Raw genomic sequence first — 26,732 nt, forward strand, 5'->3', positions numbered from 1 at the left:
CATGCCCCTTTTGAAATCCTGGGTCGCCTCGGCCAATTCCGCCGACACGCCCTTTCCGCTGAACAACCTGCCCTATGGCGTTTTCTCCGTCGGTGAGGAAGATCCCCGCTGCGGCGTCGCCATTGGCGATATGATCCTCGACATGCAGGCCGCCGAAGAGGCGGGTCTCATCGACCTGACCGACTACGCCCTCTTCGAAGTGCCCTTCTGGAACGACCTGATGGAGGAAGGCCCCGCCGTCTGGGCCGCCCTGCGCGAGCGCCTGATGGCACTTCTCTCCGAAGGTGCTGCCGAACAGGCCAAGGTCGAGCCGCTCCTGGTGCCGATGAAGGACGCCGAGCTGCACATGCCGATGATGGTCAGCGAATACACCGATTTCTATGCAGGCAAGAACCACGCCGTCAACGTCGGCACCATGTTCCGCGGCCCGGAAAACGCCCTGCCGCCGAACTGGCTGCACATTCCGATCGGCTACAATGGCCGCGCGTCGTCCGTTGTGGTGTCCGGCACCGATGTGCGCCGCCCCTGGGGTCAGCTGAAAGGGCCGAATGACGACGCCCCCCGCTGGGCACCCTGCGCGCGCTTTGATATCGAACTGGAAATGGGCGCCATCGTCGGCACCCCCTCCGAAGGGCCGATCACCGTGGCCGAGGCCGACGCCAATATCTTTGGCTACGTGCTGCTGAATGACTGGTCCGCGCGTGATATCCAGGCCTGGGAATACCAGCCGCTTGGCCCCTTCCAGGCCAAGGCGACCGCTACCACCATCAGCCCCTGGATCGTGACAAAGACAGCCCTTGAACCCTTCCGCTGCGACACGCCCCCCCGCGAGGTCGAGCTTCTGGACCACATCAAGGACTGCGGGCCGATGCTTTATGACATCGACCTTGAGGTCACCATGGCGCCCGAAGGCAAACCAGCCACCACCATCGCGCGCACCAACTACAAAGAGATGTACTATTCCGCCGCGCAGCAGCTGGCGCATCACACCACCTCGGGCTGCCCGATGAATGCCGGTGATCTCTTGGGTTCTGGCACTATCTCGGGCGAGACCAAGGAAAGCCGCGGCTCGCTTCTGGAACTCAGCTGGGGCGGCAAGGAGCCTCTGACGCTGGAGACCGGCGACGAGCGTTCCTTCATCGTTGATGGCGACACGCTGACCCTGAAGGGTGCGGCCAAGGGCGACGGCTACATGATCGGCTTTGGTGACTGTGTGGGCAAAGTGCTGCCCGCGCTGGACGACCCTTACAAGCGCTGATCCGTGATATCCCTCGACCATATCCAGATTGCCATCCCCAAGGATGGAGAGATCAAGGCCCGCGCCTTTTGGTGTGAAGGCCTTGGTCTAGCCGAGATCGAAAAGCCCGAAGCGCTGAAAGCGCGCGGCGGCCTGTGGCTGTCACTGGCCGGATCCGAGCTGCATCTGGGCGTGGAAGAGGGTTTCACCCCCGCACGCAAGGCCCATCCGGGTTTTGCGGTAGACGACATCGACACGATCGCAGCGCGGATCGCGGCCACTGGCCAGTCGCCGCGCTGGGACGACACCATCAAGAACCGCCGCCGGTTCTTTGCCGAAGATCCCTTCGGCAACCGGCTTGAGTTTCTGCAAAAGGACTGAACACATGGCAAAGGCATTCGCGTCGCAAGGCGACATGACGGAAAAGAAGATCAGCTTCACCGAGGTGGGCGAAGGGCTTTACGCCTTCACCGCCGAGGGCGATCCGAACTCGGGCGTGATCATCGGCGATGATAGCGTGATGATCGTCGAGGCGCAGGCCACCCCGCGTCTGGCAAACAAGGTGATCGAATGCGTGCGCTCGGTCACCGACAAGCCGATCACCCATGTGGCGCTGACCCACTACCACGCGGTGCGGGTTCTGGGCGCCTCCGCCTTTGGCGCGCAGCAGATCATCATGGGCGACACCGCCCGCGCCATGGTCGTGGAACGCGGCCAGGAGGACTGGGACAGCGAGTTCCAGCGCTTCCCGCGCCTGTTCGAAGGCCACGAAAGCATTCCGGGCCTCACCTACCCCACCACCACGTTTTCCGACGATATGACCATCTATCTTGGCAACCGCCGGGTTGACCTGATGCACCTGGGCCGCGCCCACACCGCGGGCGACATCGTGATCCACGTGCCGGATCAGAACGTCATGTTCACTGGCGATATCGTGGAATACCACTCGGCCTGCTATTGCGGCGACGGTCACTTCAGCGACTGGGGCGACACGCTGGACGCCATCAAATCCTTTGACGTGGATGCCATCGCGCCGGGCCGTGGCGACGCGCTCGTCGGCAAGGAGATGGTCAACGCCGCCATCGAGAACACCCGTGATTTCGTCGAAAGCACCTACCGCCCCGCCGCCCGCGTGGCTGCCCGCAACGGCACCCTGAAAGAGGCCTGGGACGCGGTGCGCGAAGAGTGCGATCCCAAGTTCAAAGACTACGCGATCTACGAACACTGCCTGCCCTTCAACGTTGCCCGCGCCTATGACGAAGCCCGCGGTATCGACACCCCCCGCATCTGGACTGCCCAGCGCGATCTGGAAATGTGGGACGCCCTGCAGGGGTGAGCGGCGTTCCGCAATCGCTCCAGTGGAGCGATTGGGCCGCGAACGGGCGGTGCCCCGGGTTCCATCCAACCTGTGGGGCGGTTTGATCCAGATCGTACCGCCCCGCACAAAGACATGAGACGATGACAACAGCCTCCCGGCCAACCCCATGGCCGGGAACCGGAGAAGCTGTGCCAAGCGGCACCCTTTGGGAGGACACCAGATGAACAAGATCTTTGAAGTGCCCCTGTACCCGTATGAACGCCATGCGGATCAGGACGCCCCGGCGCCGGTGCGGCGCAAGGTGGTGATCATTGGCGCAGGCCCGGTCGGCCTTGCCGCAGCCATCGACCTGGCCCAGCAGGGCATCGAGGCGGTGATCCTGGATGACAACGACAAGGTCAGCTTCGGCTCCCGCGCGATCTGTTTCGCCAAACGCCCGCTGGAGATCCTTGACCGCCTTGGCTGCGGTCAGCCGATGGTGGACAAGGGCGTGCAGTGGAACATCGGCAAGGTCTTCTTCGATGATCGTCAGGTCTATGAATTCAACCTGCTGCCGGAGGAAGGCCACAAACGTCCGGCCTTCATCAACCTGCAACAGTATTACTTCGAAGAGTACCTGGTGAACCGGGTCAAGGAATTGCAGGCCGAAGGCGCCCCGATCGAGATCCGCGGCCGCAACAAGGTCTCCGCTATCGGCACCCACCCCGATCACGTGACGCTGGAAATCGACACGCCCGAAGGGTCTTACAATATCGAGGCAGACTGGCTGATCGCCTGCGATGGCGCCGGCTCTCCGACCCGGCAGATGCTGGGGCTCGATTTCGTGGGCCGCGTGTTCGAGGACAACTTCCTTATCGCCGATGTGGTGATGGAGGCCGACTTCCCCACCGAACGCTGGTTCTGGTTCGATCCGCCCTTCAACAAAGGCCAGTCGGCGCTGTTGCACAAACAGCCTGATGGCGTCTGGCGCATCGACCTGCAGCTGGGCTGGGACATCGACAAGGAGCGCGAGAAACGCCCCGAGAACGTCATTCCCCGCCTCAAGGAAATGCTGGGCGAGGATGTGAAATTCGAACTGGAATGGGTGTCGATCTACACCTTCCAGTGCCGCCGCATGGAAAACTTCCGCCATGGCCGCGTGTTGTTTGCGGGCGATGCGGCCCATCAGGTCTCTCCCTTCGGGGCGCGCGGTGCGAACTCGGGTCTGCAGGACACCGATAACCTGTGCTGGAAGCTGAAACTGGTGATGGAGGGCAAGGCCCCCGAAAGCCTGCTCGACAGCTACGATCAGGAACGGGTCTATGGCGCCGACGAGAATATCCTGAATTCCAGCCGCTCCACCGATTTCATCACCCCGAAATCGGAAATGTCGCGCGTGCTGCGTGATGCGGTTCTGGACCTCAGCGAACATTTCGAATTCGCCCGCCCGCTGGTGAACTCGGGCCGCTTGTCGGTGCCTTGCACCTATGACGGATCGCACCTGAATTCCGCCGATGCGCTGCCCAATGGGCCGGAGCGCACCCGCCCCGGATCGCCCTGCCCCGATGCGCCGCTTGGCGATGACTTCCTGCTGCCGAAACTGGCGGACAAGTTCACTCTGCTGACCATCGACGCCGAGGCCCCCGATATGATCGAGGAAGACGGTATCGAAGTCACCCGGCTGGCGCTGTCGGTCAAGGACGACCGCACCCTCGCCCTGAAGGAACGTTACCTCGGCGACAATGCCAGCGGCGTTTACCTGATCCGCCCGGATCAGCACGTGGCCGCCCGCCGCCCCTCCTATGACGACAACCAGTTCCGCGCCGCCATCCGCCGCGCCGTGGGCAAGGAGTAACACGGATGTCCGACCAACTGATCCTGACCCCGAACATCGACGGCGCAGACGATTTCTACGCCGATCTTCTGGCCGCACACGAAGGCCTTTCCAAGGCCGACAGCGACGCGCTCAATGCGCGGCTGGTGCTGGTCCTGTCCAACCACATTGGGAAACGCGCGATCCTGAAACAGGCGCTGGCTGCCGCCGCGCTTCAGCCTTCGGAGGAGAGCAAGTGAAAATCGAGAAAATCCACCACGTCGCCTATCGGTGCAAGGACGCCAAGGAAACGGTGGAGTGGTACAACAAGATGCTGAAGATGGACTTTGTCCTGGCCATTGCCGAGGATCACGTCCCGTCCACACATGAACCCGACCCTTACATGCATGTCTTCATGGATGCGGGCGACGGCAATGTCCTGGCGTTCTTCGAACTGCCCACCAAGCCCGAGATGGGCCGCGATCCGAACACCCCGGAATGGGTGCAGCACATCGCCTTCAAGGTGAAGGACCGCGACACGCTGATCGAATTCAAGGACCATCTTGAGGCCAACGGTGTCGAGGTGCTGGGTGTGACGGATCATTCGATCTTCCACTCGATCTATTTCTTCGACCCGAACGGCCACCGGGTGGAACTGGCCTGCCCAGATCCCAAGGAAGAGGCGCTGCTGGAAAAACTGGACGCCGTGAAATGGGAGATGCTGGAGGAATGGTCAAAGACCAAGAAGGCGCCCAAACACGCAGACTGGCTGCACGCCAAGGAACTGAGTAACGTCTGAACAACAGACCGAAACACAAAGACCGCATCCGGGGATCCCGGGTGCGGTTTCATATCAGGCAGGCACAAGAGGGAGAGACTGATGACGGATGTGGTGCTTTTTGATTACTGGCGGTCGTCGGCCAGCTACCGGCTGCGCATCGCGCTGAACCTTGCCGGGATCGAATACCAGTCCATCCCCGTCGATCTGGTAAAGGGAGAGCAGCGCAGCCCCGAACATCTCGCGCGCAACCCGCAGGGCTTTGTGCCGGTGCTGGAGATCGACGGGCTGCGGCTGACGCAATCCTTGGCGATCCTGGATTATCTGGACCAGACCCGCGAGTTGAACCTCCTCCCCAAAGCCCCGGCAGTGCGTGCCAAGGCACAGGCGCTGGCGCAATCCATCGCGGTGGACCTGCATCCGGTGTGCAACCTCGCCGTTGCCCGCCATGCCACGCAGCTCAGCGGCGGGCACGAGGATATGCCCAAGGCCTGGATGCAGCATTTCATCCGCCCCGGATTGCAGGCGTTCGAGGCGCTGCTGGCGGGGTTTGAACAGGCCCCCTATTGCACTGGTGATGCGCCGGGGCTGGCTGATATCTGCCTGATGCCGCAGATCTACAACGCCCGCCGCTGGGAAGCGGATATCTCGGACATGCCGCGCCTTCTGGCGGTTGAGGAAGCCTGCGCCCAGCATCCGGCCTTTGCTGCTGCCCATCCGGACGCGGTGCAACCCGGCGCTTGACCCCGCCCCGCCGCTTCCCCTTACTGGCAGCACTGACAGCGGGGAGCGCGGCATGAGCAAACATGGATATGACAGCGGGCGGCTGAACCTGCCCTTCGTCGGCATCTGCACCTTTGGGAAATATCCTTACGTGGAGGACTGGGACGCCATCGATGCGGATGCGGCCCTTCTGGGGGCGCCGTTCGATTTCGGTGCCCAGTGGCGGTCGGGCGCACGCATGGGGCCGCGCGCCATCCGAGAAGCCTCGACCCTGTTCAGCTTTGGTCATGCGGGCGCCTATGATTTCGAGGATGACGTCACCTATCTGGACCCGGCCAAGGTGACCATCGTAGACATTGGCGATGCGGATATCATCCATACCGATACCCTGCAGAGCCACGCCAATATCGAATACGGCGTGCGTAAGATCCTGAAGGCCGGTGCCCTGCCGGTGGTGCTGGGCGGCGATCACTCGGTGAATATCCCCTGCATCAACGCCTTTGACGATCAGGAGCCGATCCACGTGGTGCAGATCGACGCGCATCTCGACTTCGTCGACGAGCGTCACGGGGTACGCTATGGCCATGGCAACCCGATGCGCCGCGCCGCTGAAAAACCCTATGTCACCGGGCTGACCCAGATCGGCATCCGCAACGTCTCCTCCACCGCCAAGGACGGCTATGATGCCGCCCGCTCCATGGGGTCGGACATCCAGTCGGTCCGCCATGTACGCAAGATGGGCACCGAGGCACTGATCAATCGGATCCCGCAAGGTGAGCGGTACTATCTGACTGTGGATATCGACGCCTTCGACCCCTCAATCGCACCGGGCACCGGCACTCCCAGCCACGGCGGGTTTCTCTATTACGAGGTGTTGGAGATCATCGACGCGCTGGCGCAGCGGGGCGATATCGTCGGGCTTGATCTGGTGGAGGTGGCGCCGGATTATGATACCACCGGCTGCACATCCATTTTGGCAGCGCAACTGCTGATGAACACCATCGGGCGCATCCTGCACCACCGCGATTGAACCTGCCGCGGCGGCTTTATTCCGCCGCGCTTTTGAGGCTGGCCATCAGAGTGTGGAACTTCTCGCCCTGCACCGCGACGTGATCGCGCAGGGCGTTGGCAGCGGCTTCGCCGTCGCCCCGGACCAGCGCCTGCACCACGGCCTTGTGTTCATCCATGGACTGCGCCAGACGCCCGCGAAACCGCAGCTGCTGGCGGCGAAAGGGCTTCAGGCGTTTGTGCAACTTGCAGGCTTCCTGCTCCAGAAACCCATTGCCGGATTCGCGGTAGAGGATGCGGTGGAAACGCTCGTTCTCCACGTAATAGGCATCCGAATCCTGTGCATCGACCGCTGCCTGGCATTTGGCATTGGCATCGTTCAGCTCATCCAGCGCCTGATCCGAAATCCGCTTGGCTGCCAGCCGTCCGCAGACCGCTTCCAGCTCGGCCATGACTTCGAACATTTCCATCAGTTCGACCGGGCCGGGCTGACGTACAAAGGCGCCGCGTCGCGGGATCAGCTGTACCAGACCAGAAAGGGCAAGCCGCTGAAATGCCTCACGAAGCGGCGTGCGTGAAACGCCGAACTGTTCGGCCAGGCGCACCTCGTCCAAGCGGTCGCCATCCGCAAATGTGCCGTCAAAGATCAGCTCTTCCAGCTCTTCAGCGATACTATCTGCACGACGTTGCCCCATGGATTTTCAGTAGCACTCCGGTTTTGAAAATTCAACATGACTATTCTTGTATACAAAAATATTGACTTGAAAAACACCTGATGTTTACGTTCGGGCATCTCCAGCCATCAAAGGTTGGAATTTCTGGGAGGAAAAAATGAAAACCATGCTGAAAGCTGCGGTCGCTGCCGCGGCGCTCTTGTCGTCGGCCGCGCTGGCCAATGCCACCGAACTGCGCCTGTCGCACCAGTGGTCGAACAAGGACATCCGCCACAAGGTCGCGCAGATCGTCGCCGATGAGGTGGCCGCCGCCGATGTCGATCTGGACATCAAGATCTTCGGCTCCAAATCGCTGTTCAAACCGCGCGAGCAGTATAAACCGCTCAGCCGCGGCCAGCTGGACATGACCGTTCTACCGCTCAGCTATGCTGGCGGCCAGCAGCCCGCCTATAACCTGACGCTGATGCCCGGCCTGGTGAAGAACCACGACCACGCCGCGCGGCTCAGCAACTCGCCCTTCATGGAAGCGCTTGAGGCCAAGATGGCCGACGACGACGTGATGGTTCTGGTGCACGGCTATCTGGCCGGCGGTTTCGCAGGCAAGGACAAGTGCATCACCAAGCCCTCCGACATCGAAGGACTGCAGACCCGCGCGGCCGGCAAAGCCTTCGAACAGATGTTGGCGGGCGCCGGTGCCTCCATCGCCTCGATGGCGTCCTCGGAAATCTACAACGCCATGCAAACCGGCGTTCTGCAGGCTGCTAATACCTCGTCATCGTCCTTCGTGTCCTACCGGATCTACGAACAGGTCAGCTGCTACACCCCGGCGGGCGACGTAGCCCTGTGGTTCATGTACCAGCCTCTGTTGATGAACAAGAGCACCTTTGAGGGTCTGAGCGCAGCACAGCAAAACGCGCTGCTGGCCGCTGCCGAAAAGGCCGAAGCCTATTACCTGGAAGAAGCCAAGAAACAGGACGCCGCCTCGGCCAAGGTCTTTGCCGACGCCGGTGTGGAAATCGCCCAGATGAGCGCCGCTGACTTCGACGCATGGCGCAAGCTGGCCATGGAAACCTCCTACAAGAAATTCGTGGATGAGGTTTCGGACGGTCAGGCGCTTCTCGATTTGGCGCTCGCAGTCGAGTGATAACACCCGGCGGGGTGGCCTGAAGCTGCCCCGCCTTTTTTGAATATCTCAGAACTTCAGGAGGCGGGAATGGCAGGACAAAGCGCGGCCACGATCGCAAAAACCGGGAACAATCCGTTCCTGCGGGCCGTTGCGGGCCTGTCCACACTTGCCGGCTGGTGCGCGGCTGCCATGATCATGGCAGCGGTTGCGATTACCTGCCAGATGATCGTGATCCGGTTTGTGCTGAACGGATCCACCGTCTGGCAGACCGAGGCGGTGATCTATCTGGTCATCTCGGCCACCCTGATCGGCCTGCCCTATGTGCAGCGGCTGCGCGGCCATGTGAACGTCGATCTGATCCCGATTTCGTTGCCGCCGCGCGCGCGGTTTGGGCTGGCGGTTCTGACCTCACTCCTGTCGATCAGCATCATGGCGATAATGCTGTGGTACGGGTTCGAGTACTGGCATTTCGCCTGGGATCGCGGCTGGCGCTCGGACACCGTATGGGGCGTGCGCCTGTGGATCCCCTATCTGGCCATTCCCGTCGGGTTTGCGCTGTTTCTGCTGCAACTGATTGCTGACTTCGTGGCGCTTCTGACCGGCGCCGACAAACCCTTTGGCCTGGATCTCTGACCTATGGACCCACTTGTTCTTGGGGGCATTGTTGCCCTTTCCACCATCCTCGTGCTGTTTTCCGGCGTCTCGGTCGCCCTGGGGCTGCTGATCGTTTCGGCCGGTTTCCTGATGATCTTTGACGGGATGCGCAGCCTTGAGCTAATGCCGGAAATCCTGTTCGGCAAACTGGATAATTTCGCCCTGTTGTCGATCCCGATGTTCATCATCATGGGATCCTCTATCGCCTCGACCCGCGCCGGAGCGGATCTTTATGAGGCGCTGGAACGCTGGCTGACCCGCATTCCCGGCGGGCTGGTGATTTCGAACCTTGGCGCCTGCGCGCTGTTTGCTGCCATGTCGGGATCCTCGCCTGCAACCTGCGCTGCTATTGGAAAGATGGGCATCCCCGAGATGCGCAAACGCGGCTACCCGGATGGTGTGGCGGCAGGCTCCATCGCAGCCGGTGGCACGCTGGGTATCCTGATTCCGCCTTCAGTCACCATGATCGTCTATGGCATCGCCACCGAAACCTCGATCGGACGGCTGTTCCTTGCAGGGGTCATTCCCGGTTTCATGCTGGTAGGGCTCTTCATGGCCTGGTCGCTTTACTCCACCTGGCGGTCCGGCAACACCCAGCGCCTCAGCTCGGGTAGCTACACCTGGGCCGAGCGGTTCGAGATCCTGCCCCGCGTGGTGCCGTTCCTGCTGATCATCCTTGGCGTTCTTTATGCCATGTATGGCGGCATCGCGACGCCTTCGGAAACCGCCGCCGTCGGAGCGCTGTTGTGTCTGCTGATTGCGATGGTGATCTACAAGCTGTGGAACCCGCGCGATCTCTGGGTGGTGCTGCGCGACAGCACCAAGGAATCGGTGATGATTCTCTTCATCATCGCCGCCGCCGGCGTGTTTTCCTACATGCTCAGCTCCCTCTTTATCACCCAGTCGATTGCCGAATGGATCGGTACGCTGGATGTGAACCGCTGGGTGCTGATGGGGGCGGTCAACGTCTTCCTGCTGATCGCGGGTTTCTTCCTGCCGCCCGTCGCGGTGATCCTGATGGCGGCACCGATCCTGCTACCGATCATTACCACCGCCGGTTTCGATCCGATCTGGTTTGCCGTGGTGCTGACCATCAATATGGAGATCGGGCTGATCTCTCCGCCGGTGGGTCTGAACCTTTACGTCATCAACGGCATCGCACCGGACATTTCGCTGAAGACCATCCTCACCGGCTCGCTGCCCTTCGTGGCCTGCATGGTGCTGGCAATCGTGCTTCTGTGTCTGTTCCCGGGTCTGGCGACCTGGCTGCCCAACCTCGTGATGGGAGGTGCAATGTGACCCTTCTCGCAGATCTTCTTTCCACCGTCTTTGAACGCCGCTACCGCTGGTCGGGCGCGGCGGGACAGGACAACCGGCCCATCGCCGAACTGGCCGAGGATCTGGTTGGATCGGCAGGCGAGACGTCTGAGCTGATGCTGGCGCGCGAGGTGATTTCGGGGTTCGAGCAGCTGGAGGACGCGGACAAACTGGCGTTCTTCACCCATATCGCGACCAAGCTGAACATTGATCCCGAGGCGGTGCGCAATGGGCTGGATGCCTATGAGCAAAGCCCGTCAAAGGCGACCTACCGCGCCTTCATGGCGGCCGTCGAACCCCGGCGGCAGGAGCTGATCCGCCGCCTGAACCGGGTCCCGGGCGCCACCGGCGCGCTGGTGCGGATGAGGTCGGATCTTTTGCGCCTTGGCCGGGGTATTCCGGAACTGGAGGCGCTGGATCAGGATTTCCGGCATCTCTTTGCCTCCTGGTTCAACCGGGGCTTTCTGGTGCTGCGCCCGATCAACTGGCAAAGCCCGGCGAATATCCTGGAAAAGATCATCGCCTACGAGGCCGTGCACGCCATTCACAGCTGGGACGATCTGCGCCGCAGGCTGCAACCGGCGGACCGGCGCTGTTTCGCCTTTTTCCACCCCGCGATGCCGGATGAGCCGCTGATCTTTGTCGAGGTGGCACTGACCAAGGGCACACCGGGATCCATTCAGGCGCTTCTGGCCGAAGACCGTACCCCGATGACCGCGGACGAGGCCGATACGGCGGTGTTCTACTCGATCTCCAACTGCCAGTCGGGTCTGGCCAGCATTTCCTTTGGCAATTCATTGATCAAGCAGGTGGCCGCCGATCTGGCGGCGGAACTGGCGGGGCTCAAAACCTTTGTTACCCTCTCCCCCATTCCGGGGCTTGCGGGCTGGATCGAGCAGGAGGGTCTGGATTGGGCTCCCTCCGACCCGGACCGGATGAAATCGGACGCGGCCCATTATCTGCTCAACGCCAAAGGGCGCGGTGGCCTGCCCTTTGATCCCGTCGCACGGTTTCATCTGGGCAACGGCGCCATTGTCCATGCGGTGCACGCCGATGCGGATACCTCGGACAAGGGGCGTGCCCAGTCCGGCGGCGCGATGGTCAACTACCTGTATGACCTGAAGAAAGTTGCCCAGAACCACGAACAATTCGCCACCACCCAAAAGGTGGCCGCAACGGCAGAGGTGCGCGCCCTCGCCGCCGCATCAAAGCTGCAAAAAACAGAAGAAAGTTAGCCCATGGCAAATCCTCTTTATGACGGGCTGTTTGGTGCCCATGCCGGAAAATCCACCCCGTTTCTGTATTTGCCCGACGGGCAGGTGGTCAGCCATCAGGCATTTCTTGAGATGGCCGCGCAGATCGCCCATGTCCTGACCGGCAAAGGGCTGCAACCCGGCGACCGCGTTGCCGTTCAGGTGGAAAAATCCCCCGAGGCGCTGGCCCTATATGCGGCCTGTGCGCAGGCCGGTCTGGTGTTCCTGCCGCTCAACACGGCTTATACGGCGGATGAGCTGTCCTATTTCATCGAAAACAGCGGCGCCTCGGTCGTGGTCTGCGATGCCGGGAAGGAGGCGACCGTCGCCCCCATCACCGAACCTCTTGGCGCTGCGCTGGAGACGCTGAACGCAGATGGCTCTGGCACCCTGATGGACCAGGCGGCGGCGATGCGGACCTCCTATGACACGGTCGACCGGGAAGGCGAGGATCTGGCGGCCTTCCTTTATACCTCTGGCACCACGGGGCGTTCCAAAGGGGCGATGCTGACGCAGAACAACCTGTTGTCGAACGCGGAAACGCTGGCGGCCGAGTGGCGGTTCACGGCGGATGATGTGCTGCTGCACGCGCTGCCGATCTTTCATACCCACGGGCTGTTTGTCGCCAGCAATGTGACGCTGCTGGCGGGGGGCGCGATGATCTTCCTCCCGAAATTCGACCTTGATGCGGTGATCGAGAACCTCCCGCGGGCCACGACGATGATGGGCGTGCCGACCTTCTATACCCGGCTTCTGGGAGATGCGCGGTTCACCGGAGATCTGACCCGGCATATGCGGCTGTTCGTGTCCGGCTCCGCGCCCTTGCTGGCGGAGACCCACGTGCAATTCGAAGAACGCACCGGCCACCGTATTCTTGAACGCTATGGCATGACAGAAACCAATATGAACACCTCCAACCCCTATGAAGGCGAGCGCCGCGCGGGCACCGTCGGCTTCCCGCTGCCGGGGGTGGAGCTGAAGATCACCGATCCGGCGTCGGGCGACACCCTGCCCGCAGGCGAGGTCGGCCAGATCGAGGTGCGCGGTCCCAACGTCTTCAAGGGCTACTGGCAGATGCCAGAGAAGACAGCAGCCGAATTGCGCAGCGATGGGTTCTTTATCACCGGAGATCTCGGGATGGTGGACGCGGATGGCTATGTCCATATCGTCGGCCGCAACAAGGACCTGATCATTTCCGGCGGATACAACATCTACCCCAAGGAAATCGAACTGGTGCTGGATGAACAGCCCGGCGTGCTGGAAAGCGCGGTGATCGGCGTACCGCACCCGGATTTTGGCGAAACCGTGCTGGGCGTTCTGGTTCCGGCGCCGGGTGCAACACCGGATCCGGACGCGATCATGGATGCCGTGCGCGATGTTCTGGCCCGTTTCAAACACCCGCGCAAGCTGGTGATACTGGATGAGCTGCCCCGAAACACCATGGGCAAGGTGCAGAAAAATATCCTGAGAGAGCAGTACCAGGACGCCTTCAAGGCTTCCTGACGCCACGGAAGATGACCCGGATATGCGCCCCAATCTTGCGGGGTTGTCGGGCAGAATCAGATCTTCGGCAACGCACCCCGGCCGCCCCAACGGCGCCGGGGTGTTGTTCTTTTTGACGATCTCAGATGGCGTTTTTCAACAGAAAATAACGGCTCCCGGGCCTGCTCACGACATCGTCAGCCCTGCCTCAGCCGCGGATTTTGGTACATAAAATTCTAAAAACTTCAATCATATACCACCGCCGCAAGGCCGGTTGGCAGTGAAAGATTATTAATTGGGCAGACTATGTCCGCCTTGACGAAATGTTCACCTGAACGCAAAGTGAATTCATATGAGCGTTACAAAGACAGAATAATGCGCCTCATGTGAGTGATTGAACTCATACGGAATCAATAACGGGGAATTGCTGCGGACAGGACTGATCTGCCGTGGCCTCAGGAGATGAACATGAAACTCAAATCCATTCTTTCGGCGACCACCGCATTTGCCATGGTCGGCACCACCGCATTCGCCGAGAAGGCCGAAGTGCAGTTCTGGCACGCCATGGGCGGTCAGCTGGGCGAGATCGTCGACAAATTCGCATCCGAATACAACGCCGGTTCGGACAGCTGCCACATCAACGCTGTCTACAAAGGCAACTACACCGAGAACATGACCGCCGCCATCGCCGCCTTCCGCGCCGGTGAGCAGCCGCACGTTGTGCAGGTCTTCGAGGTTGGCACCGCCACCATGATGGCCGCCGGTGACAAGGGCGCGATCTACCCGGTCTACAAGCTGATGGAAGACGCAGGCGTCGATTTTGATCCCTCTGCCTACCTGCCTGCCGTGATCTCCTACTATACCGACACCGACAACAACCTGCTGTCGCTGCCGTTTAACTCCTCCACCCCGGTTCTGTGGTACAACAAGACAGCGCTGGACGCTGCCGGTGTTGACGTTCCCACCACCTGGGACGAAGTCGAAGAAGCCGCCCGCGCCCTGAAGGCAAACGGCGTTGAAAAGCCCTTCTCCTTTGGCTGGCAGTCCTGGTCGAACATCGAAAACTACTCGGCATGGCACAACCTGCCCATGGGCACCGAGGAAAACGGCTTTGCCTCGTTGAAAACCGAGTTCAGCTTCAACAACGACGCGGTTGTGAACCACATCCAGCGTATCGCCGACATGGGCAAAGAAGGCCTGTTCGCATACGGCGGCCGTCGCGGTGACAGCCGTGGTCAGTTCGTGAACGGCGAAACTGCGCTGTGGATCAACTCCTCGGCCTATTACGGTGGCTTCAAGAAAGACATCACCGATTTCGAATTCGGCCAGACCATGCTGCCGGTTGACACCGCAGTGGCGGACAAGCCGCAGAACTCGATCATCGGCGGTGCGACCCTGTGGGTTCTGAACGGTCACGAGCAGGCGGAATACAGCTGTGTCGCCGACTTCTTCCAGTTCGTTTCTGCCCCCGAGCAGCAGGCCTACTGGCACCAGAACACCGGTTATGTTCCGATCACCACCGCGGCCTACGATCTGTCCAAGGAACAGGGTTTCTATGAATCCGATCCGCTGACCGACACCGCGATCAAGCAGCTGTCCCTGAACGCACCGACACCGGCCTCCAAAGGCGTCCGTTTCGGTAACTTCGTGCAGGTGCGTGACATCATCAACGAAGAGCTGGAAGCCGTATGGGCAGGCGACAAAGACGCCAAGACCGCCCTGGACGAAGCTGTAGAGCGCGGCAATGCCCTGCTGCGCAAGTTTGAAAAAGCCAACGACTGATCATCCCCACATGTTGGCTTTAGGGAGGTCCCTGACGGGGCCTCCCCTTTTTGAAAAAGACCACCCCAAAGGTTCCTGCCCGTGCAAAAGCGTGTCGTCTTCCGCTCCCGGTTGCTGCCATACCTGCTGGTACTGCCGCAAATCGCGATCACCATCGCCTTCTTCTTCTGGCCCTCCTATCAGGCGCTTGAAAGTTCGTTCTTCATCGAAGACGCCTTTGGGTTTTCCCGTGAATGGGTCTGGCTGGACAACTATTACGAACTGTTCAGCGATCCCGGCTATCTGAAGTCCTTCCGCACGACGCTGCTGTTCGGTTTCTCGGTTGCCTTCCTCGCCATGGCCATCTCGCTGATCCTGGCGGTTGCCGCCAACCGCGTGATCAAGGCCGCGACCGGATACCGGACCCTGCTGATCTGGCCCTATGCCGTCGCGCCCGCCCTTGCCGGTGTGATCTGGTACTTCCTGATGAACCCCTCGCTTGGCATCGTTGCCTACTGGCTGAAAGGGCTCGGGATCGAATGGAACCACTATGTGAACGGTGATCAGGCCCTGTTGCTCGTCGTGGTGGCCGCCGCCTGGAAACAGGTCAGCTACAACTTCCTGTTCTTCCTTGCCGGGCTGCAAAGCATTCCCAAGTCCCTGATCGAGGCAGCCGCCATCGACCGGGCCGGGCCGGTGCGCCGCTTCTGGTCGATCACCTTCCCGCTTTTGACGCCCACCACCTTCTTCCTGCTGGTCGTCAACCTCGTCTATGCCTTCTTTGACACCTTCGCCCTGATCCACGCCACCACCGAAGGTGGCCCTGCAGACGCCACCTCGATCCTGGTGTTCCGCGTCTACAACACTGGCTTTATTGGTCAGGACTACGGCTCCTCGGCTGCTCAGTCGGTGATCCTGATGGGCATGGTGATCCTGATGACCTTCATCCAATTCCGTTATGTCGAGCGCAAGGTGCAATACTGATGGTCGAAAATCGCCCCATTCTGACGTTCTTTACCCATGCCATCCTGATCGCCGGCGTCCTGTTCCTGTGCTTTCCGGTCTGGATGGCGCTGGTCGCCTCGACCCACGGTCCCGGCGCACTGTCGCAATCGCCGATCCCGCTGTGGTTCGGAGATCAGGCCTGGGAAAACTATTCCCAGCTTCTGGCCGGTGGCCTGCCCGAGGCCGGCGGTGTGCCGATCGGCATGATGATGTTCAACAGCCTGATCATGGCGCTGGTCATCACCTTCGGTAAGATCTTCATCTCGATCCTGTCGGCCTATGCCATCGTCTATTTCCGCTTCCCCTTCCGCATGGGCTTTTTCTGGATGATCTTCGTCACCCTGATGCTGCCCGTCGAAGTGCGGATCCTGCCCACATTCGATGTAGTGGTGAAGATGGGGCTTCTGAACACCTATGCAGGTCTGACCGTGCCGCTGATTGCCTCGGCCACGGCAACCTTCCTGTTCCGCCAGTTCTTCCTGACCATCCCGGATGAGCTGGTCGAGGCCGCCCGCATCGACCGCGCAGGTCCGATCCGTTTCTTCAAGGACATCCTGCTGCCGCTGTCGCGCACCAATATCGCGGCGCTCTTCATCATTCTCTTCATCTACGGCTGGAACCAGTATCTCTGGCCGCTTCTGATCACCACCGACGAAAGCCTCTACACCGTCGTCATGGGCATCCAGCGCATGGTCAACTCGGGCGAGTCGCTGCCGGTCTGGCACTACATCATGGGCACCGCCGTCCTTGCCATGATCCCTCCGGTTCTGGTCGTCGTTCTAATGCAAAAGCTCTTTGTCAAAGGGCTGGTCGAAAGCGAGAAATAAATGGCTACTCTCAACATCAAATCCCTGGGCAAGACCTATCCCGGCGGCGTCACTGCCGTATCCGATGTGAACGCGGATATTGCCGACGGAGAGTTCATCGTGTTGGTCGGCCCGTCGGGCTGCGGCAAGTCCACCATCCTGCGGATGATTGCGGGCCTGGAAAGCATCACCGCCGGTGATCTGAGCATCGGTGAGCGCCGTGTGAACGATCTGGAACCGGGTGAACGTGACATCGCCATGGTGTTCCAGAACTACGCGCTTTATCCGCATATGTCGGTGCGCGGCAACATGGAGTACGGCCTCAAGAACGAAGGCCTGCCGAAGGACCAGATCGCCGAGCGCATCGCCGAGGCCGCCCGCACCCTGCGGCTTGAGGAATACCTCGACCGCAAACCGGCGCAGCTTTCGGGTGGTCAGCGTCAGCGTGTCGCCATGGGCCGCGCCATCGTGCGCGATCCCAAGGTGTTCCTGTTCGACGAACCGCTGTCGAACCTCGATGCCAAGCTGCGCACCCAGCTGCGCGCCGAGCTGAAGGCCCTGCACCAGCGCCTTGGCGCCACCTTCATCTACGTGACCCACGATCAGGTCGAAGCCATGAGCCTTGCGGACCGGATCATCATCATGAACGCGGGCAAGGTGGAGCAGATCGGCACGCCGATGGATCTCTACCTGCGTCCTGCCAGCCGGTTTGTTGCCGATTTCATCGGCAGTCCCGCGATGAACGTGGTCGAAGGCACCGTCACCGAGGATCGCCGCAGCCTGCTGGTTGATGGCAGCCGCGACATCCGCTTTGCCGATGAGATCCCCACAATGGCAGGCGCCAAGATCGCCATGGGCATCCGCCCCGAGCATCTGTCGCTTGATGCCTCGGGCGCAGCGCAGTTCCATCTGGAAGTCGATTTCGTCGAACAGCTGGGCGCCGATACCGTGGTCCACGGCAAGGTCTCCGGCACCTCGGTCCCGCTGGCCGTGCGCCTGCCCGGCGTGCAGCAGCATGACAGCGGCGAGACGCTGGAACTGGGCTGTGGCGCCGATCAGCTACACCTGTTCGATCTGGCCTCTGGCAAACGACTGGCCTGAGGACGGATCATGCAGTTGCCCAAGATATTCGGACATCGCGGCGCCCCGGATGTTCTCCCCGAGAACTCTCTGGACGGGTTCGCGCATACCATCGCCTCCGGCGCGGATGGGATTGAGCTGGATGTGCTGTTGACCAGCGACGGCGTGCCCGTCGTCACCCACAATCACCGTCTTCTGGCCGACACCACCCGCGACAGCGCGGGTACGTTTCTGGCAGAGGAAGGCCCTGCCATCGGCGCGCTGACCTACGAGGAGCTCTGCGCCTTTGACGTGGGCGGTATTCGTCCGGGTTCGGACTACGCGAAGAAGCACCCGCAGCAGCAGGACCTGCCCGGCGCCCGTGTGCCGCGCCTGTCCGAGGTGCTGGATCTGGTGGCCAAGGCCGACCGTCCCGTCGATGTTCTGGTCGAGCTGAAGCACGACCCCGAAGACGCCGCAGAGCCCGCGCCCGAGGATTTCGTGCGCGCTGCGGTCGATGTGATCACCGCCACGGGAACCCAGGATCACTGCCTGATCCATGCGTTTGACTGGCAGATCCTGTCGGCGGCTAAACGCGTAGCACCGCAGTTCCGCCGCTCGCACCTGTCGATGAGCCGCGAAATCCACGCCTCAGGCAACCTCTACGACGGCTCGCCCTGGCTGGACGGCGCCCCTGCCGATCCAGAGGCGATGCTGCGCCATCTTGCCGACACCGGCGCGACTGTCTGGAGCCCGCTGTTCTGGGAATTGACGCCTGCCCATCGGGAGCTGGCCCGGAACCTTGGCCTGCAGGTCATGGTCTGGACCATGCGCGGCGAAGAGGCGATCCGCAAAGGTCTGTTGGCGGATGTGGACGGGGTGATAACCGATGATCCCGCGCTGGCCGTGCGGCTACGCGACGAACTCCTTGCAGCAGAGGCCACGACAGCATGACCCCCGAAGCCGCCTTTGCCAGATACGAGGAAATCCGCGCCCATCTGCCCGTCAGCAATCACAAGGGAAAGGCGCTGCCGGTATCGGGCATTGACCAGGTGATGGATCAGACCGACGCCTTCGTCTTTGACGCCTATGGGGTGCTCAACGTTGGCGACAGCCCAATCCCCGGCGCGCACGAACGCGTGCAGCAGCTGCGCGATGCGGGCAAGGCGCTCTTGGTTCTGACCAATGCAGCCAGCTTTACCCGCGCCCAGACCGAAGAGAAATTTGCCCGCCTCGGCTTTGACTTTGCCGCGGAAGAGATCATCTCAAGCCGCGAGGTCTGCGAGACCTGCCTAACCGACATCGCCCCGGACGGCACCTGGGGCGTGATGGCGCCAGCCGGGTTTGAAGCTTCCGAGCTGCCGGTGGCCGCCGTGGCGCTGGGGAATACGTCCGACACATACGATGCCGCAGATGCCTTCCTGCTGCTCAGCACCTCGGACTGGACCGAGGCGCAACAGGGCATGCTGCACGACAGCCTGGCGCGCAATCCCCGCCCGCTTGTGGTGGCAAACCCGGATCTGGTCGCCCCGCGCGAAACCGGGCTGACGCTGGAGCCGGGGTTCTACGCCGTCGCCCTGCGCGATCAGCTGGGCATTTCGCCGGTATTTCATGGCAAGCCTTTCCCGTCGGTCTATGCCGCAGCGCAGGCCCGGCTTGGTGACATAGCGCCGCAGAGGATCACCATGGTTGGCGACACCCTGCACACCGATGTGTTAGGGGCGCAGGCGCAGGGCTGGAACACCGCCCTGATCACAGCGCACGGGCTGTTCGCCGGTCACGATGTCACCGGCTACATCGAGCGCAGCGGAATTGTCCCGGACTGGATCGCGCCGTCGATCTGATCCAACAGTGGAAGACCTCGGACGGCGGCAACAGGAACGGAAGCCCGGATGAGCGACCTCAACGACCGTCAACGTCAGATCATGGAACAGCTGCGCGCTTCGGGGCAGCAATCCATCAATGAGCTGGCTGCTGAATTCGGTGTCGCCACCCAGACCATCCGCCGCGATATCAACGATCTGTGCGATCAGGGGCTGGCGCGGCGGGTGCATGGCGGCGTGGCGCCGCCGTCCAATCCGCTGAACCTCAACTTTCACGCCCGCGCCACGCTGAACGAGGACCGCAAACGCGCCATCGCCAATGCGGCGGCGGCGCTGATCCCCGAAGGCTCGACCGTTCTTCTAGGCATTGGCACCACGGTTCAATACGTCGCCGAGGCGCTGACCCAGACCCCCGACATCACCATCGTCACCAACAATCTGGAAGTCGCCCGGCTGATGTGCAACGCGCCCTCCTGCGATGTGCATGTGGTAGCCGGGCAGCTGCGCCCTGAGGACCGCGATCTGGTAGGAGCGCAGGCGTTGGAAGGCTACCGGAAGTTCGTCGCGGATTTCGGCGTGATCGGCGCCGGGGCGCTGGATCCCGAATACGGTATCCTCGATTTCAAACACTTCGACGCCGAGGTCAGCAACGCGATCCGCGCCAGCGCGCGGCGGATGCTGCTGGTGGCCGACCATACGAAATGGAGCCGCTCTGCCGCCCACCGCGTTGCGGGGTTCGATGCGATGGATCATTTCATCACCGACCGCCTGCCCGAGAACGTCGATTGGTCCGGCCCGCCCGTGACGCTGACCAGCGGGACGGGTCACAGCCGGACTGGCTGACCAAAAACGGACAACGACAAGCCTGAGAGGCAGCCCGGCGAACATGCAGGGCCGTTTTACCGGGAGCACAGGCTTCAGAACGGGTTCAGAGCATCGGGCCAGCGCCGGGGATGTTCGGTAATCAACAGCAGCACGTCCGCCCCCGTCAGCGTCTTGCGCGCATCCTCGATCATGCGCAGGTTCAGCTTGTCGATGTCAGATGCTGACATAGGACGGCGAGGATCGTAGTAGACAGTCACCAGGAACGTGCGCCCCAGTTTGGTCACCGACATGTCCTGCAATTCGCCGCCATCCTCGGCGATCGCGGACCGCAGGCTGCGCCGGGCGGTTGCGACATACTCCGGCCGCGCGCTCGCGCCGGCCAATTCGCCCAGCCCACCCCGGAATTCACGCACATAGGAACCGATGGCCAGCAGACAGAGCAAGAGTACAATTACTGAATCGCCAACCGGCGCGACCGGCGCCAGCGGGCCATCCCGGAACATATAGATGGCGCCCAGACCGGCACCCGCAGCAGCCGTGATCAGCCCGTCAAACATCGCGGCCTTTGCCTCAAGCCGCAGGATCGCGCTGCGCTTCCCCGTTCGACGCCAGGTAAAATGATGGAACCCCCACAGGATCGCGCAGACCAGCCCGATCCCTGCAAAGTAGATGATCATGGGGGCAAAATTCAGCGGCTCAGGCGTCATGCCACTGAGGTAGTTGTAAACGTTCTTGATCGCATTCGTGATGGCGAACAGGACCAGTCCCAGAAGGGACAGCGACCGGAAGGTGGAGAAGATCGCCTCGTCCGCAGCATAGCCATAGGGGCGCGCCTTGTCGGGGCCTGCATCAATGCGGCGGCTGATCCGCCGTCCAAGAAGCGCGGAACCGAATCCGATCAGGGAGAACAGACCGTCCATCATGATCGCGTTGGAGTTCGATAGCACACCCGCCACCAACCCTGCTGCGGCCATGAACAGGTTGCCCCACATGGCCACGCCCAGCGAACGGCTTTCAAGGCGCTTTGTGTTGTCGCCGTTCTGCGTAGCCATATCGCGCTTTCCCAATGTGACACCCGTTTCGCTGCATCCCTATCCTGCCATCAAATGTCTGCCAACACCCGCAAGGCATGCCAGCCTTCCGCACAACCATAGAAAAAGGCGGCCCCTTAGAGCCGCCTTTTCATTTTCGCTTCAGACCAAATTCAGTCGCCACTGCCCTCGCCGCTCAGCGTGCTCGGAGCAAAGACATTGCCAAAGCCGGAGTTGTTGCTGTCCTCCGCCGCGGGCGCCTTGCTTTCTTCCTCCTCGGTCTCGCCATCCCCGGTCAGGGTGTTGGGGCTGAAGACCCCGCCAAAGCCGGAGTTGTTGCCAGAGGGCGCTGCCTGAGGTTTCGGCGCGGTTTCGGCCTCTTCCGCCGCCTTGCGGGCCGCTTCCTCGGCGCGGCGCTGGCGTAGTTCCTGGATGCGCAGCTCGGTCTCGATGCGCTTTTGCTCCTGCACATCGGCAATACATTGCGCGGGGCTGTAGACCGTGGCGGTGCCGACAACGACAACCGTAGCGCAGGCCAGAACCACCAGTACCACCGCCGCCCAGTTCGAGCTGAGGAAGCCCGGAACGCGGAACTTGCCGCTTTCCAGCTCTTCGACCGTAGCGTCCTTGCGGGCCGTGGCCACCAGTTCCTTGCGGCGGATGTTCGCCTCGTTGAACAGCGCGGCAAAGACGGTCAGCACCACGATGATAAAGGCCAAGGCCGAGATCGCGGGCGTGATGCCATAACGGACCTTTTGGGCCAGTTCGATGGTCAGCGTCGGATATTCGCCAAAGGTGAAGGTGGTGGTGTTGTAGTTCTCGAAACTGGCGAGAAAGGCCAGAACCGCCGCCGAGGCAATCGCCGGCTTCATGAACGGGAGCAGTACCTTGCGGAAGGCCTGCGCATGGGTGGCTCCAAGGTCCAGCGCCGCCTCGGTCAGGGCCACGTCATAGCGTTGCAAGCGTGCCACCAGCACCAGCATGCAATAGCTGGCGATAAAGGTGGACTGACCGATCACCGTCAGGAACAGCCCGTTTGACAGGAAGCTGTCGGCGCCAAGACCCACCATGCGGTTGATCCGGTCCCAGAACACCAGCGTCGAAATACCGATGACAACGCCGGGAATCAGGATCGGCGCGATGATGATGGTGTAGTATGTGGCGCGCAGCTTGGGCCAGATCTGGGTCAGCATCAGTGCCCCGGCGAGCCCCATCGCCACCGACAGTACCACCGTGCCCGCCCCCACCAGGATCGAGTTCTTGATCCCGTTGAGGATACGCTCGTCCTGAAACAGGGCCGAGAACCATTCGAAGGTCAGGCATTCCCAGGGCGTGGCCCGCGGGAATTCGGGGCTGTTGAAGGCGGTGACCGACATGATCACCAAGGGGCCCAGCAGATAGGCAAAGAAGATCGCCAGATAGATCCAGAGGCTGGCGCGCATCAAGGAGAAGGACTTCATTTGCCGATATCCCCCATGTTGACCTTGAACAGGCGCATGATCGCCAACACCAGCAGGATACAGGTCACCAGCAGCACCACCGCATAGGCCGCGCCCTGTGGCCAGTCACTGTTGTCATTGAACTGTTGATAGATCAGCTGCGTAAACCAGAGCGACGATGGGCCACCCAGGATTTGCGGCGCCGCCAGCGCCCCTGCCGACAGCATAAAGACCATGGTGCAGCCCGAGGAAATGCCCGGTTTGGCATAGGGGATGACCACGCGGCGGTGGATCATCGGCCAGCTGGCCCCCATGTCCCGCGCCGCCTCGATCTGGTTGCGGTCAAGGCTTTCGATCACGTTGTAGATCGGAAAGATCATCAACAGGATGTAGGCATAGCCAAGCCCGGCATAGAGCGCGATATCGTTGCGAATGAAATCAAAGGGTGTGTCGAAAATTCCCAGCCCCACCAAAGCGTTATTCAGAACCCCGGTTTCGCCAAAGATGATGCGCAGGGCAAAGGCGCGCAGGATCTCATTGATCCAGTAGGGAATGATCAGCATCAGCGCAAAGATGCGGATGTGGTTGCCCTTGGTCTGCGCCAAATAATAGGCAATCGGATAGCACAGGATCAGGTTGAACAGGGTCACGAATACGGCTGCAATCAGGGTCCGGTAGAACACCCGCAGATCGACGGCGTTATAGTCCTGACTGCCGCCCTCGGGGCCGTAGATCAGGTATTTGTAGTTCTCGACAGTATAGACATCCTTAGGTCCGCCGATTTCCGGCGGTGGCAGGTTGGGCCGGAACGAGAAGTCGAGCATCGACAGCTGCGGCAGGATGATGAGGCCCACGGTCCAGAACAGGACCAGACCCAGCATCAAAGACCCCATGCCGACGCCGTTTCGGTTGAAGAATTCCCTCAGAAAACGAGGCATCACGATCGCCTCCTATTCCGTGGCCAGTTCGCCAGCAGGCAAAGCCACGGCGTTCTGGACATCATATTGCAGGGTCATTGCCTCGCCCTTGTGGCTGTCAAAGGACTGGCCAAGGTTGGGCAGGGAGACCTTCAACTCCTTGCCGCCGTCGCCTTCCATGAAGATGTTGAAGACGTTGCCTTCGAATTCCTCGTTGGTGACGGTGGCGGTGACAAAGTGATCGCCAGAGGCGCCCGCAGGCGCGAGGGCAAAGGCTTCGGGGCGGATGAACAGCATGGCATCGTCACCCGGCTGCATCTTGCCGTGATTGGCGGTGGAGATGCGGGCCAGCAGATCGCCGGAGCGGTTGGTGCTGATCAGGGCCGTCTCGCCCGAGACCTGTTTCACCTTGCCGCGAAAGACATTGTTTTCCCCGACAAAGGAGGCGGCAAAGGCAGTGGCGGGGTCGTTGTAAACCGATTTCCCATCGCCGATCTGGTCGATAACGCCAGCGCGCATCACCGCGATATTGTCGGACATGGTCAGGGCCTCGCCCTGATCGTGGGTGATGTAGATGAAGGTGATGCCGACCCGCTTCTGGATCTCGCGCAGCTCGGTGCGCATGTGCTGGCGCAGTTTCAGGTCCAGCGCCGACAGCGGTTCATCGAGCAGCAGCACGTCCGGTTCCGCACAGAGCGCGCGGGCAATGGCGACCCGCTGGCGCTGACCGCCGGACAGTTCCGAGGGCAGCTTATCCCCCTGCCCCGGCAGCGCGATCATGTCCAATAATTCATCGGCGCGCTTGCGACGCTCGCGGGCGGAGGCGCCCTTAATCTCCATGGAGAAGGTGATGTTTTCCCAGACCTTCATCAGCGGAAAAAGCGCCAGATTCTGAAAGATCAGCGCGGTGGGGCGTTTGTTGGGGCCGATCCCCTTCATGTCCTTGCCACCGATCAGCACCCGGCCATCGCTGGGCTCCAAGAAGCCCGAGACCGCCCGCAGAATGGTGGTCTTGCCGCATCCCGACGGTCCGAGGAAGGAGAAGAAATCGCCCCCGTTGATGTTCACATTCGCGTCGCGCACCGCGACGAAATCCCCAAATCGGATCCAGAGGTTCTCAAGATCTACACCGACCCCAGCACTCATATGGCCTCTCCTCAGATTGCACCCCTCCGGTCCGGTGGCAGACCACCGGTCGGCGCAGGATGCACCCGTTCAATTGTCATTGCGTCTTGCGCCATCTGGCGCGCGGCTGGCCCCCCGGATGCACCGGAAGGCCAGTTTTATCAGGCGCGGATCAGGCGCTCTTGAACTTGTTGACGAACTCGGTGCGCACGTCGGCGTACCAGGGCGCCTCGGCCGGCCAGGGGTTCAGATTGGCCAGGCTGTCGCCGGGATAGGCTTCGGCGAAGTTCTTCTTGTAGGTGTCGCCCGAATAGGCATCTGCGCCCAGAACCGGCGAGTTGTAACCATGGCTGTCGATGGCCACGCCTGCGGGTTCCTTGCGGTAGGCGAACTCGATGAAGGCATAGATCTGTTCGATGTTCTGCGCGCCAACCGGCATCGACATGCCATCGACCCATGCCATCGCACCTTCGACCGGCGCCTGGTAATGCACCGGTTCGCCCGCGGATTTCAGCGCCAGCGGCGGGCCATCCCAGGTCTGACCAACCACGACGCCTTCGTTCAGCAGACCGTTCTTCTGGGTATCGGCATCGTTCCAGATCAGTTTGATCCGGTCCTTGCGCGCCACACACCAGTCGGTGATCTGGCCCCAGACCTTGCGCATGGTCTCTTCGTCTTCGTAGGCGGCCCAGACAGAACCCGGCTCCATCTCACCCGAAGCTTCCATGTACAGACCGGCGCCCAGCATCATCGAATGCGCGCGGCCCATGGTCTTGCCGGCGTTCTCTTCGCTCCAGACATCGCCATAGGAGGGCGCATCGCCCGCAGGCAGCCATTTGTCGGTACGGTAGGCAATGCCTTCGGTGCCCCAGATATGCGGCAGCCAGTGCGACCCCTTGCCGTCAAAGTTCCAGGCGTCGGTGCCGATCTTGGCCATCGCCGGGTTCACCGCATCGATGTTCACCTTGCTCATGTCAAAAGGTTGCAGCAGCTCCAGCGGCCCCCACTGCAGCGAGCGGTTGTTGGTCGGGGAGACGATGTCGAAACCCTGACCCTTGGTCGCCTTCATCTTGTTGATGATTTCCTCGTTCGAGCCGATACCGGTGTAATTCACCTTGATACCGGTTTCCGCCTCAAAGGCTTCGAGGAAGGAAGGCGGCAGATAATCCGACCACATCAGAATGTTGACTTCACCCGAAGAGGCCAGCGCGCTCTTGGAATAAAGCGGTGCGGCCAGCGCGGCTGCGCCTGCTGTCTTCAGCACGGAACGCCGGGTGACGGTGTGTTTTGCAGTCATTGTTTGGATACTCCCTATTGGATTATTGGTCGTGTTTTTATTTTCGTTGTCTCAAGTAACAAAAGCTTGCGGTTGGCCTGTCTCAGTCGACAGTGACAGTTTCAAAAATTGATAAGGCCAGAATGTCGCAGCGCGACGCCCAAATGGGTCCAGATTCGCCCAAAAGCCCCTGTTTATCTTGATCTTAATGCGCCGCATTGGAAATGTGGCCGCTAACACTTTGCGCGCCGCCCGGCGTTGCGTCAACGCCCATGCCCGAAGATTGAGCAGTCGGCGCGGCTT

At 61.3% G+C, this 26,732-nt stretch carries 26 protein-coding genes; 20 read left to right on the plus strand and 6 right to left on the minus strand.

What is annotated here, in order from left to right; translation table 11 throughout:
- Position 1 precedes the first annotated feature (1 nt).
- The 8 genes from fahA to speB all read left to right on the plus strand — a co-directional run bounded on the left by fahA (position 2) and on the right by speB (position 6,878).
- Positions 2-1,258: a fumarylacetoacetase gene (gene fahA / locus SM766_RS15865; protein WP_368948410.1), complete on the plus strand. Its 1,257-nt coding sequence runs from the start codon at positions 2-4 to the stop codon at positions 1,256-1,258.
- A 3-nt stretch (positions 1,259-1,261) separates the two neighbouring features.
- Positions 1,262-1,618, plus strand: a complete 357-nt coding sequence (locus SM766_RS15870; RefSeq protein WP_368948411.1) for a VOC family protein — start codon at positions 1,262-1,264, stop codon at positions 1,616-1,618.
- 4 nt (positions 1,619-1,622) lie between these two features.
- The gene (locus SM766_RS15875) at positions 1,623-2,573 is read left to right on the plus strand and encodes an MBL fold metallo-hydrolase (RefSeq protein ID WP_341641840.1); all 951 of its coding nucleotides are present in this window, start codon (positions 1,623-1,625) and stop codon (positions 2,571-2,573) included.
- Between the two features lie 202 nt (positions 2,574-2,775).
- Entirely contained in the window at positions 2,776-4,389 is a 1,614-nt protein-coding gene (locus tag SM766_RS15880; protein WP_368948412.1) for an FAD-dependent oxidoreductase, read from the plus strand.
- Between the two features lie 5 nt (positions 4,390-4,394).
- Entirely contained in the window at positions 4,395-4,607 is a 213-nt protein-coding gene (locus tag SM766_RS15885) for a DUF2783 domain-containing protein (RefSeq protein WP_065271581.1), read from the plus strand.
- Complete coding sequence (locus SM766_RS15890) at positions 4,604-5,146, plus strand: VOC family protein (protein ID WP_274833316.1); 543 nt, start codon at positions 4,604-4,606, stop codon at positions 5,144-5,146. The genes SM766_RS15885 and SM766_RS15890 overlap by 4 nt, the downstream gene beginning before the upstream one ends.
- 81 nt (positions 5,147-5,227) lie before the next feature.
- Positions 5,228-5,869 carry a maleylacetoacetate isomerase gene (maiA, locus tag SM766_RS15895; protein ID WP_368948414.1) on the plus strand — a complete coding sequence of 214 codons (642 nt, stop codon included), beginning with the start codon at positions 5,228-5,230 and terminating at the stop codon, positions 5,867-5,869.
- Between the two features lie 52 nt (positions 5,870-5,921).
- Positions 5,922-6,878: an agmatinase gene (speB, locus tag SM766_RS15900; protein ID WP_368948415.1), complete on the plus strand. Its 957-nt coding sequence runs from the start codon at positions 5,922-5,924 to the stop codon at positions 6,876-6,878.
- A 16-nt stretch (positions 6,879-6,894) separates the two neighbouring features.
- On the opposite strand, the gene SM766_RS15905 is transcribed toward speB, so the two are convergent.
- Positions 6,895-7,551: a GntR family transcriptional regulator gene (locus SM766_RS15905; RefSeq protein WP_065271585.1), complete on the minus strand. Its 657-nt coding sequence runs from the start codon at positions 7,549-7,551 to the stop codon at positions 6,895-6,897.
- A gap of 136 nt (positions 7,552-7,687) precedes the next feature.
- Here SM766_RS15905 and dctP point away from each other — a divergent pair, with 136 nt between their 5' ends.
- The 12 genes from dctP (at position 7,688) to SM766_RS15965 (ending at position 20,659) form a co-directional block, all read left to right on the plus strand.
- On the plus strand, positions 7,688-8,674 hold the full coding sequence (dctP, locus tag SM766_RS15910; RefSeq protein ID WP_368948416.1) for a TRAP transporter substrate-binding protein DctP: 987 nt from the start codon (positions 7,688-7,690) through the stop codon (positions 8,672-8,674).
- A 69-nt stretch (positions 8,675-8,743) separates the two neighbouring features.
- Complete coding sequence (locus SM766_RS15915) at positions 8,744-9,289, plus strand: TRAP transporter small permease (RefSeq protein WP_065271587.1); 546 nt, start codon at positions 8,744-8,746, stop codon at positions 9,287-9,289.
- 3 nt (positions 9,290-9,292) lie between these two features.
- On the plus strand, positions 9,293-10,609 hold the full coding sequence (locus tag SM766_RS15920) for a TRAP transporter large permease (protein WP_274830336.1): 1,317 nt from the start codon (positions 9,293-9,295) through the stop codon (positions 10,607-10,609).
- Positions 10,606-11,862 (plus strand): malonyl-CoA decarboxylase, encoded by a 1,257-nt coding sequence (locus tag SM766_RS15925; RefSeq protein WP_368948417.1) that lies wholly within the window; start codon positions 10,606-10,608, stop codon positions 11,860-11,862. Before SM766_RS15920 ends, SM766_RS15925 begins: the two co-directional genes overlap by 4 nt.
- Before the next feature lie 3 nt (positions 11,863-11,865).
- Complete coding sequence (locus tag SM766_RS15930; protein WP_368948418.1) at positions 11,866-13,383, plus strand: malonate--CoA ligase; 1,518 nt, start codon at positions 11,866-11,868, stop codon at positions 13,381-13,383.
- Between the two features lie 447 nt (positions 13,384-13,830).
- Positions 13,831-15,144, plus strand: a complete 1,314-nt coding sequence (ugpB, locus tag SM766_RS15935; protein ID WP_065273600.1) for a sn-glycerol-3-phosphate ABC transporter substrate-binding protein UgpB — start codon at positions 13,831-13,833, stop codon at positions 15,142-15,144.
- A gap of 81 nt (positions 15,145-15,225) precedes the next feature.
- The gene (gene ugpA, locus SM766_RS15940; protein ID WP_368948420.1) at positions 15,226-16,107 is read left to right on the plus strand and encodes a sn-glycerol-3-phosphate ABC transporter permease UgpA; all 882 of its coding nucleotides are present in this window, start codon (positions 15,226-15,228) and stop codon (positions 16,105-16,107) included.
- Positions 16,107-16,955 carry a sn-glycerol-3-phosphate ABC transporter permease UgpE gene (ugpE, locus tag SM766_RS15945; RefSeq protein WP_274830339.1) on the plus strand — a complete coding sequence of 283 codons (849 nt, stop codon included), beginning with the start codon at positions 16,107-16,109 and terminating at the stop codon, positions 16,953-16,955. Before ugpA ends, ugpE begins: the two co-directional genes overlap by 1 nt.
- Entirely contained in the window at positions 16,956-18,035 is a 1,080-nt protein-coding gene (locus tag SM766_RS15950; protein ID WP_065271593.1) for a sn-glycerol-3-phosphate import ATP-binding protein UgpC, read from the plus strand.
- A 9-nt stretch (positions 18,036-18,044) separates the two neighbouring features.
- Complete coding sequence (locus SM766_RS15955; protein WP_368948421.1) at positions 18,045-18,947, plus strand: glycerophosphodiester phosphodiesterase family protein; 903 nt, start codon at positions 18,045-18,047, stop codon at positions 18,945-18,947.
- Entirely contained in the window at positions 18,944-19,837 is an 894-nt protein-coding gene (locus SM766_RS15960) for an HAD-IIA family hydrolase (protein WP_274838234.1), read from the plus strand. The genes SM766_RS15955 and SM766_RS15960 overlap by 4 nt, the downstream gene beginning before the upstream one ends.
- A gap of 48 nt (positions 19,838-19,885) precedes the next feature.
- Positions 19,886-20,659: a DeoR/GlpR family DNA-binding transcription regulator gene (locus tag SM766_RS15965; RefSeq protein WP_368948422.1), complete on the plus strand. Its 774-nt coding sequence runs from the start codon at positions 19,886-19,888 to the stop codon at positions 20,657-20,659.
- Positions 20,660-20,733: 74 nt separating this feature from the next.
- On the opposite strand, the gene SM766_RS15970 is transcribed toward SM766_RS15965, so the two are convergent.
- The 5 genes from SM766_RS15970 to SM766_RS15990 form a co-directional block, all read right to left on the minus strand.
- A complete protein-coding gene (locus tag SM766_RS15970) occupies positions 20,734-21,693 on the minus strand; it encodes a cation efflux transmembrane domain-containing protein (RefSeq protein WP_347510190.1) in 960 nt (319 codons plus the stop codon).
- A 152-nt stretch (positions 21,694-21,845) separates the two neighbouring features.
- Positions 21,846-23,132: an ABC transporter permease gene (locus tag SM766_RS15975; RefSeq protein WP_368948423.1), complete on the minus strand. Its 1,287-nt coding sequence runs from the start codon at positions 23,130-23,132 to the stop codon at positions 21,846-21,848.
- The gene (locus tag SM766_RS15980) at positions 23,129-24,049 is read right to left on the minus strand and encodes an ABC transporter permease (RefSeq protein ID WP_065271599.1); all 921 of its coding nucleotides are present in this window, start codon (positions 24,047-24,049) and stop codon (positions 23,129-23,131) included. The genes SM766_RS15975 and SM766_RS15980 overlap by 4 nt, the downstream gene beginning before the upstream one ends.
- Positions 24,050-24,061: 12 nt before the next feature.
- A complete protein-coding gene (locus SM766_RS15985; RefSeq protein WP_065271600.1) occupies positions 24,062-25,174 on the minus strand; it encodes an ABC transporter ATP-binding protein in 1,113 nt (370 codons plus the stop codon).
- Between the two features lie 151 nt (positions 25,175-25,325).
- Positions 25,326-26,450 (minus strand): extracellular solute-binding protein, encoded by a 1,125-nt coding sequence (locus SM766_RS15990; protein ID WP_368948425.1) that lies wholly within the window; start codon positions 26,448-26,450, stop codon positions 25,326-25,328.
- Between the last annotated feature and the right edge of the window lie 282 nt (positions 26,451-26,732).

This window comes from Pseudophaeobacter sp. A-200-2 (assembly GCF_041008815.1).
Classification (GTDB): Bacteria; Pseudomonadota; Alphaproteobacteria; order Rhodobacterales; family Rhodobacteraceae; genus Phycobacter; species Phycobacter gallaeciensis_A.

What these genes read in the sequence shown, in the direction of transcription:
- fahA (WP_368948410.1), top strand. Translation starts at nt 2, where the DNA reads ATGCCCCTTTTGAAATCCTGGGTCGCCTCGGCCAATTCCGCCGACACG.
- SM766_RS15875 (WP_341641840.1), top strand. Translation starts at nt 1,623, where the DNA reads ATGGCAAAGGCATTCGCGTCGCAAGGCGACATGACGGAAAAGAAGATC.
- SM766_RS15880 (WP_368948412.1), top strand. Translation starts at nt 2,776, where the DNA reads ATGAACAAGATCTTTGAAGTGCCCCTGTACCCGTATGAACGCCATGCG.
- SM766_RS15885 (WP_065271581.1), top strand. Translation starts at nt 4,395, where the DNA reads ATGTCCGACCAACTGATCCTGACCCCGAACATCGACGGCGCAGACGAT.
- maiA (WP_368948414.1), top strand. Translation starts at nt 5,228, where the DNA reads ATGACGGATGTGGTGCTTTTTGATTACTGGCGGTCGTCGGCCAGCTAC.
- speB (WP_368948415.1), top strand. Translation starts at nt 5,922, where the DNA reads ATGAGCAAACATGGATATGACAGCGGGCGGCTGAACCTGCCCTTCGTC.
- SM766_RS15905 (WP_065271585.1), bottom strand. Translation starts at nt 7,551, where the DNA reads ATGGGGCAACGTCGTGCAGATAGTATCGCTGAAGAGCTGGAAGAGCTG.
- dctP (WP_368948416.1), top strand. Translation starts at nt 7,688, where the DNA reads ATGAAAACCATGCTGAAAGCTGCGGTCGCTGCCGCGGCGCTCTTGTCG.
- SM766_RS15915 (WP_065271587.1), top strand. Translation starts at nt 8,744, where the DNA reads ATGGCAGGACAAAGCGCGGCCACGATCGCAAAAACCGGGAACAATCCG.
- SM766_RS15920 (WP_274830336.1), top strand. Translation starts at nt 9,293, where the DNA reads ATGGACCCACTTGTTCTTGGGGGCATTGTTGCCCTTTCCACCATCCTC.
- SM766_RS15930 (WP_368948418.1), top strand. Translation starts at nt 11,866, where the DNA reads ATGGCAAATCCTCTTTATGACGGGCTGTTTGGTGCCCATGCCGGAAAA.
- ugpB (WP_065273600.1), top strand. Translation starts at nt 13,831, where the DNA reads ATGAAACTCAAATCCATTCTTTCGGCGACCACCGCATTTGCCATGGTC.
- ugpE (WP_274830339.1), top strand. Translation starts at nt 16,107, where the DNA reads ATGGTCGAAAATCGCCCCATTCTGACGTTCTTTACCCATGCCATCCTG.
- SM766_RS15950 (WP_065271593.1), top strand. Translation starts at nt 16,956, where the DNA reads ATGGCTACTCTCAACATCAAATCCCTGGGCAAGACCTATCCCGGCGGC.
- SM766_RS15955 (WP_368948421.1), top strand. Translation starts at nt 18,045, where the DNA reads ATGCAGTTGCCCAAGATATTCGGACATCGCGGCGCCCCGGATGTTCTC.
- SM766_RS15960 (WP_274838234.1), top strand. Translation starts at nt 18,944, where the DNA reads ATGACCCCCGAAGCCGCCTTTGCCAGATACGAGGAAATCCGCGCCCAT.
- SM766_RS15965 (WP_368948422.1), top strand. Translation starts at nt 19,886, where the DNA reads ATGAGCGACCTCAACGACCGTCAACGTCAGATCATGGAACAGCTGCGC.
- SM766_RS15970 (WP_347510190.1), bottom strand. Translation starts at nt 21,693, where the DNA reads ATGGCTACGCAGAACGGCGACAACACAAAGCGCCTTGAAAGCCGTTCG.
- SM766_RS15975 (WP_368948423.1), bottom strand. Translation starts at nt 23,132, where the DNA reads ATGAAGTCCTTCTCCTTGATGCGCGCCAGCCTCTGGATCTATCTGGCG.
- SM766_RS15980 (WP_065271599.1), bottom strand. Translation starts at nt 24,049, where the DNA reads ATGCCTCGTTTTCTGAGGGAATTCTTCAACCGAAACGGCGTCGGCATG.
- SM766_RS15985 (WP_065271600.1), bottom strand. Translation starts at nt 25,174, where the DNA reads ATGAGTGCTGGGGTCGGTGTAGATCTTGAGAACCTCTGGATCCGATTT.
- SM766_RS15990 (WP_368948425.1), bottom strand. Translation starts at nt 26,450, where the DNA reads ATGACTGCAAAACACACCGTCACCCGGCGTTCCGTGCTGAAGACAGCA.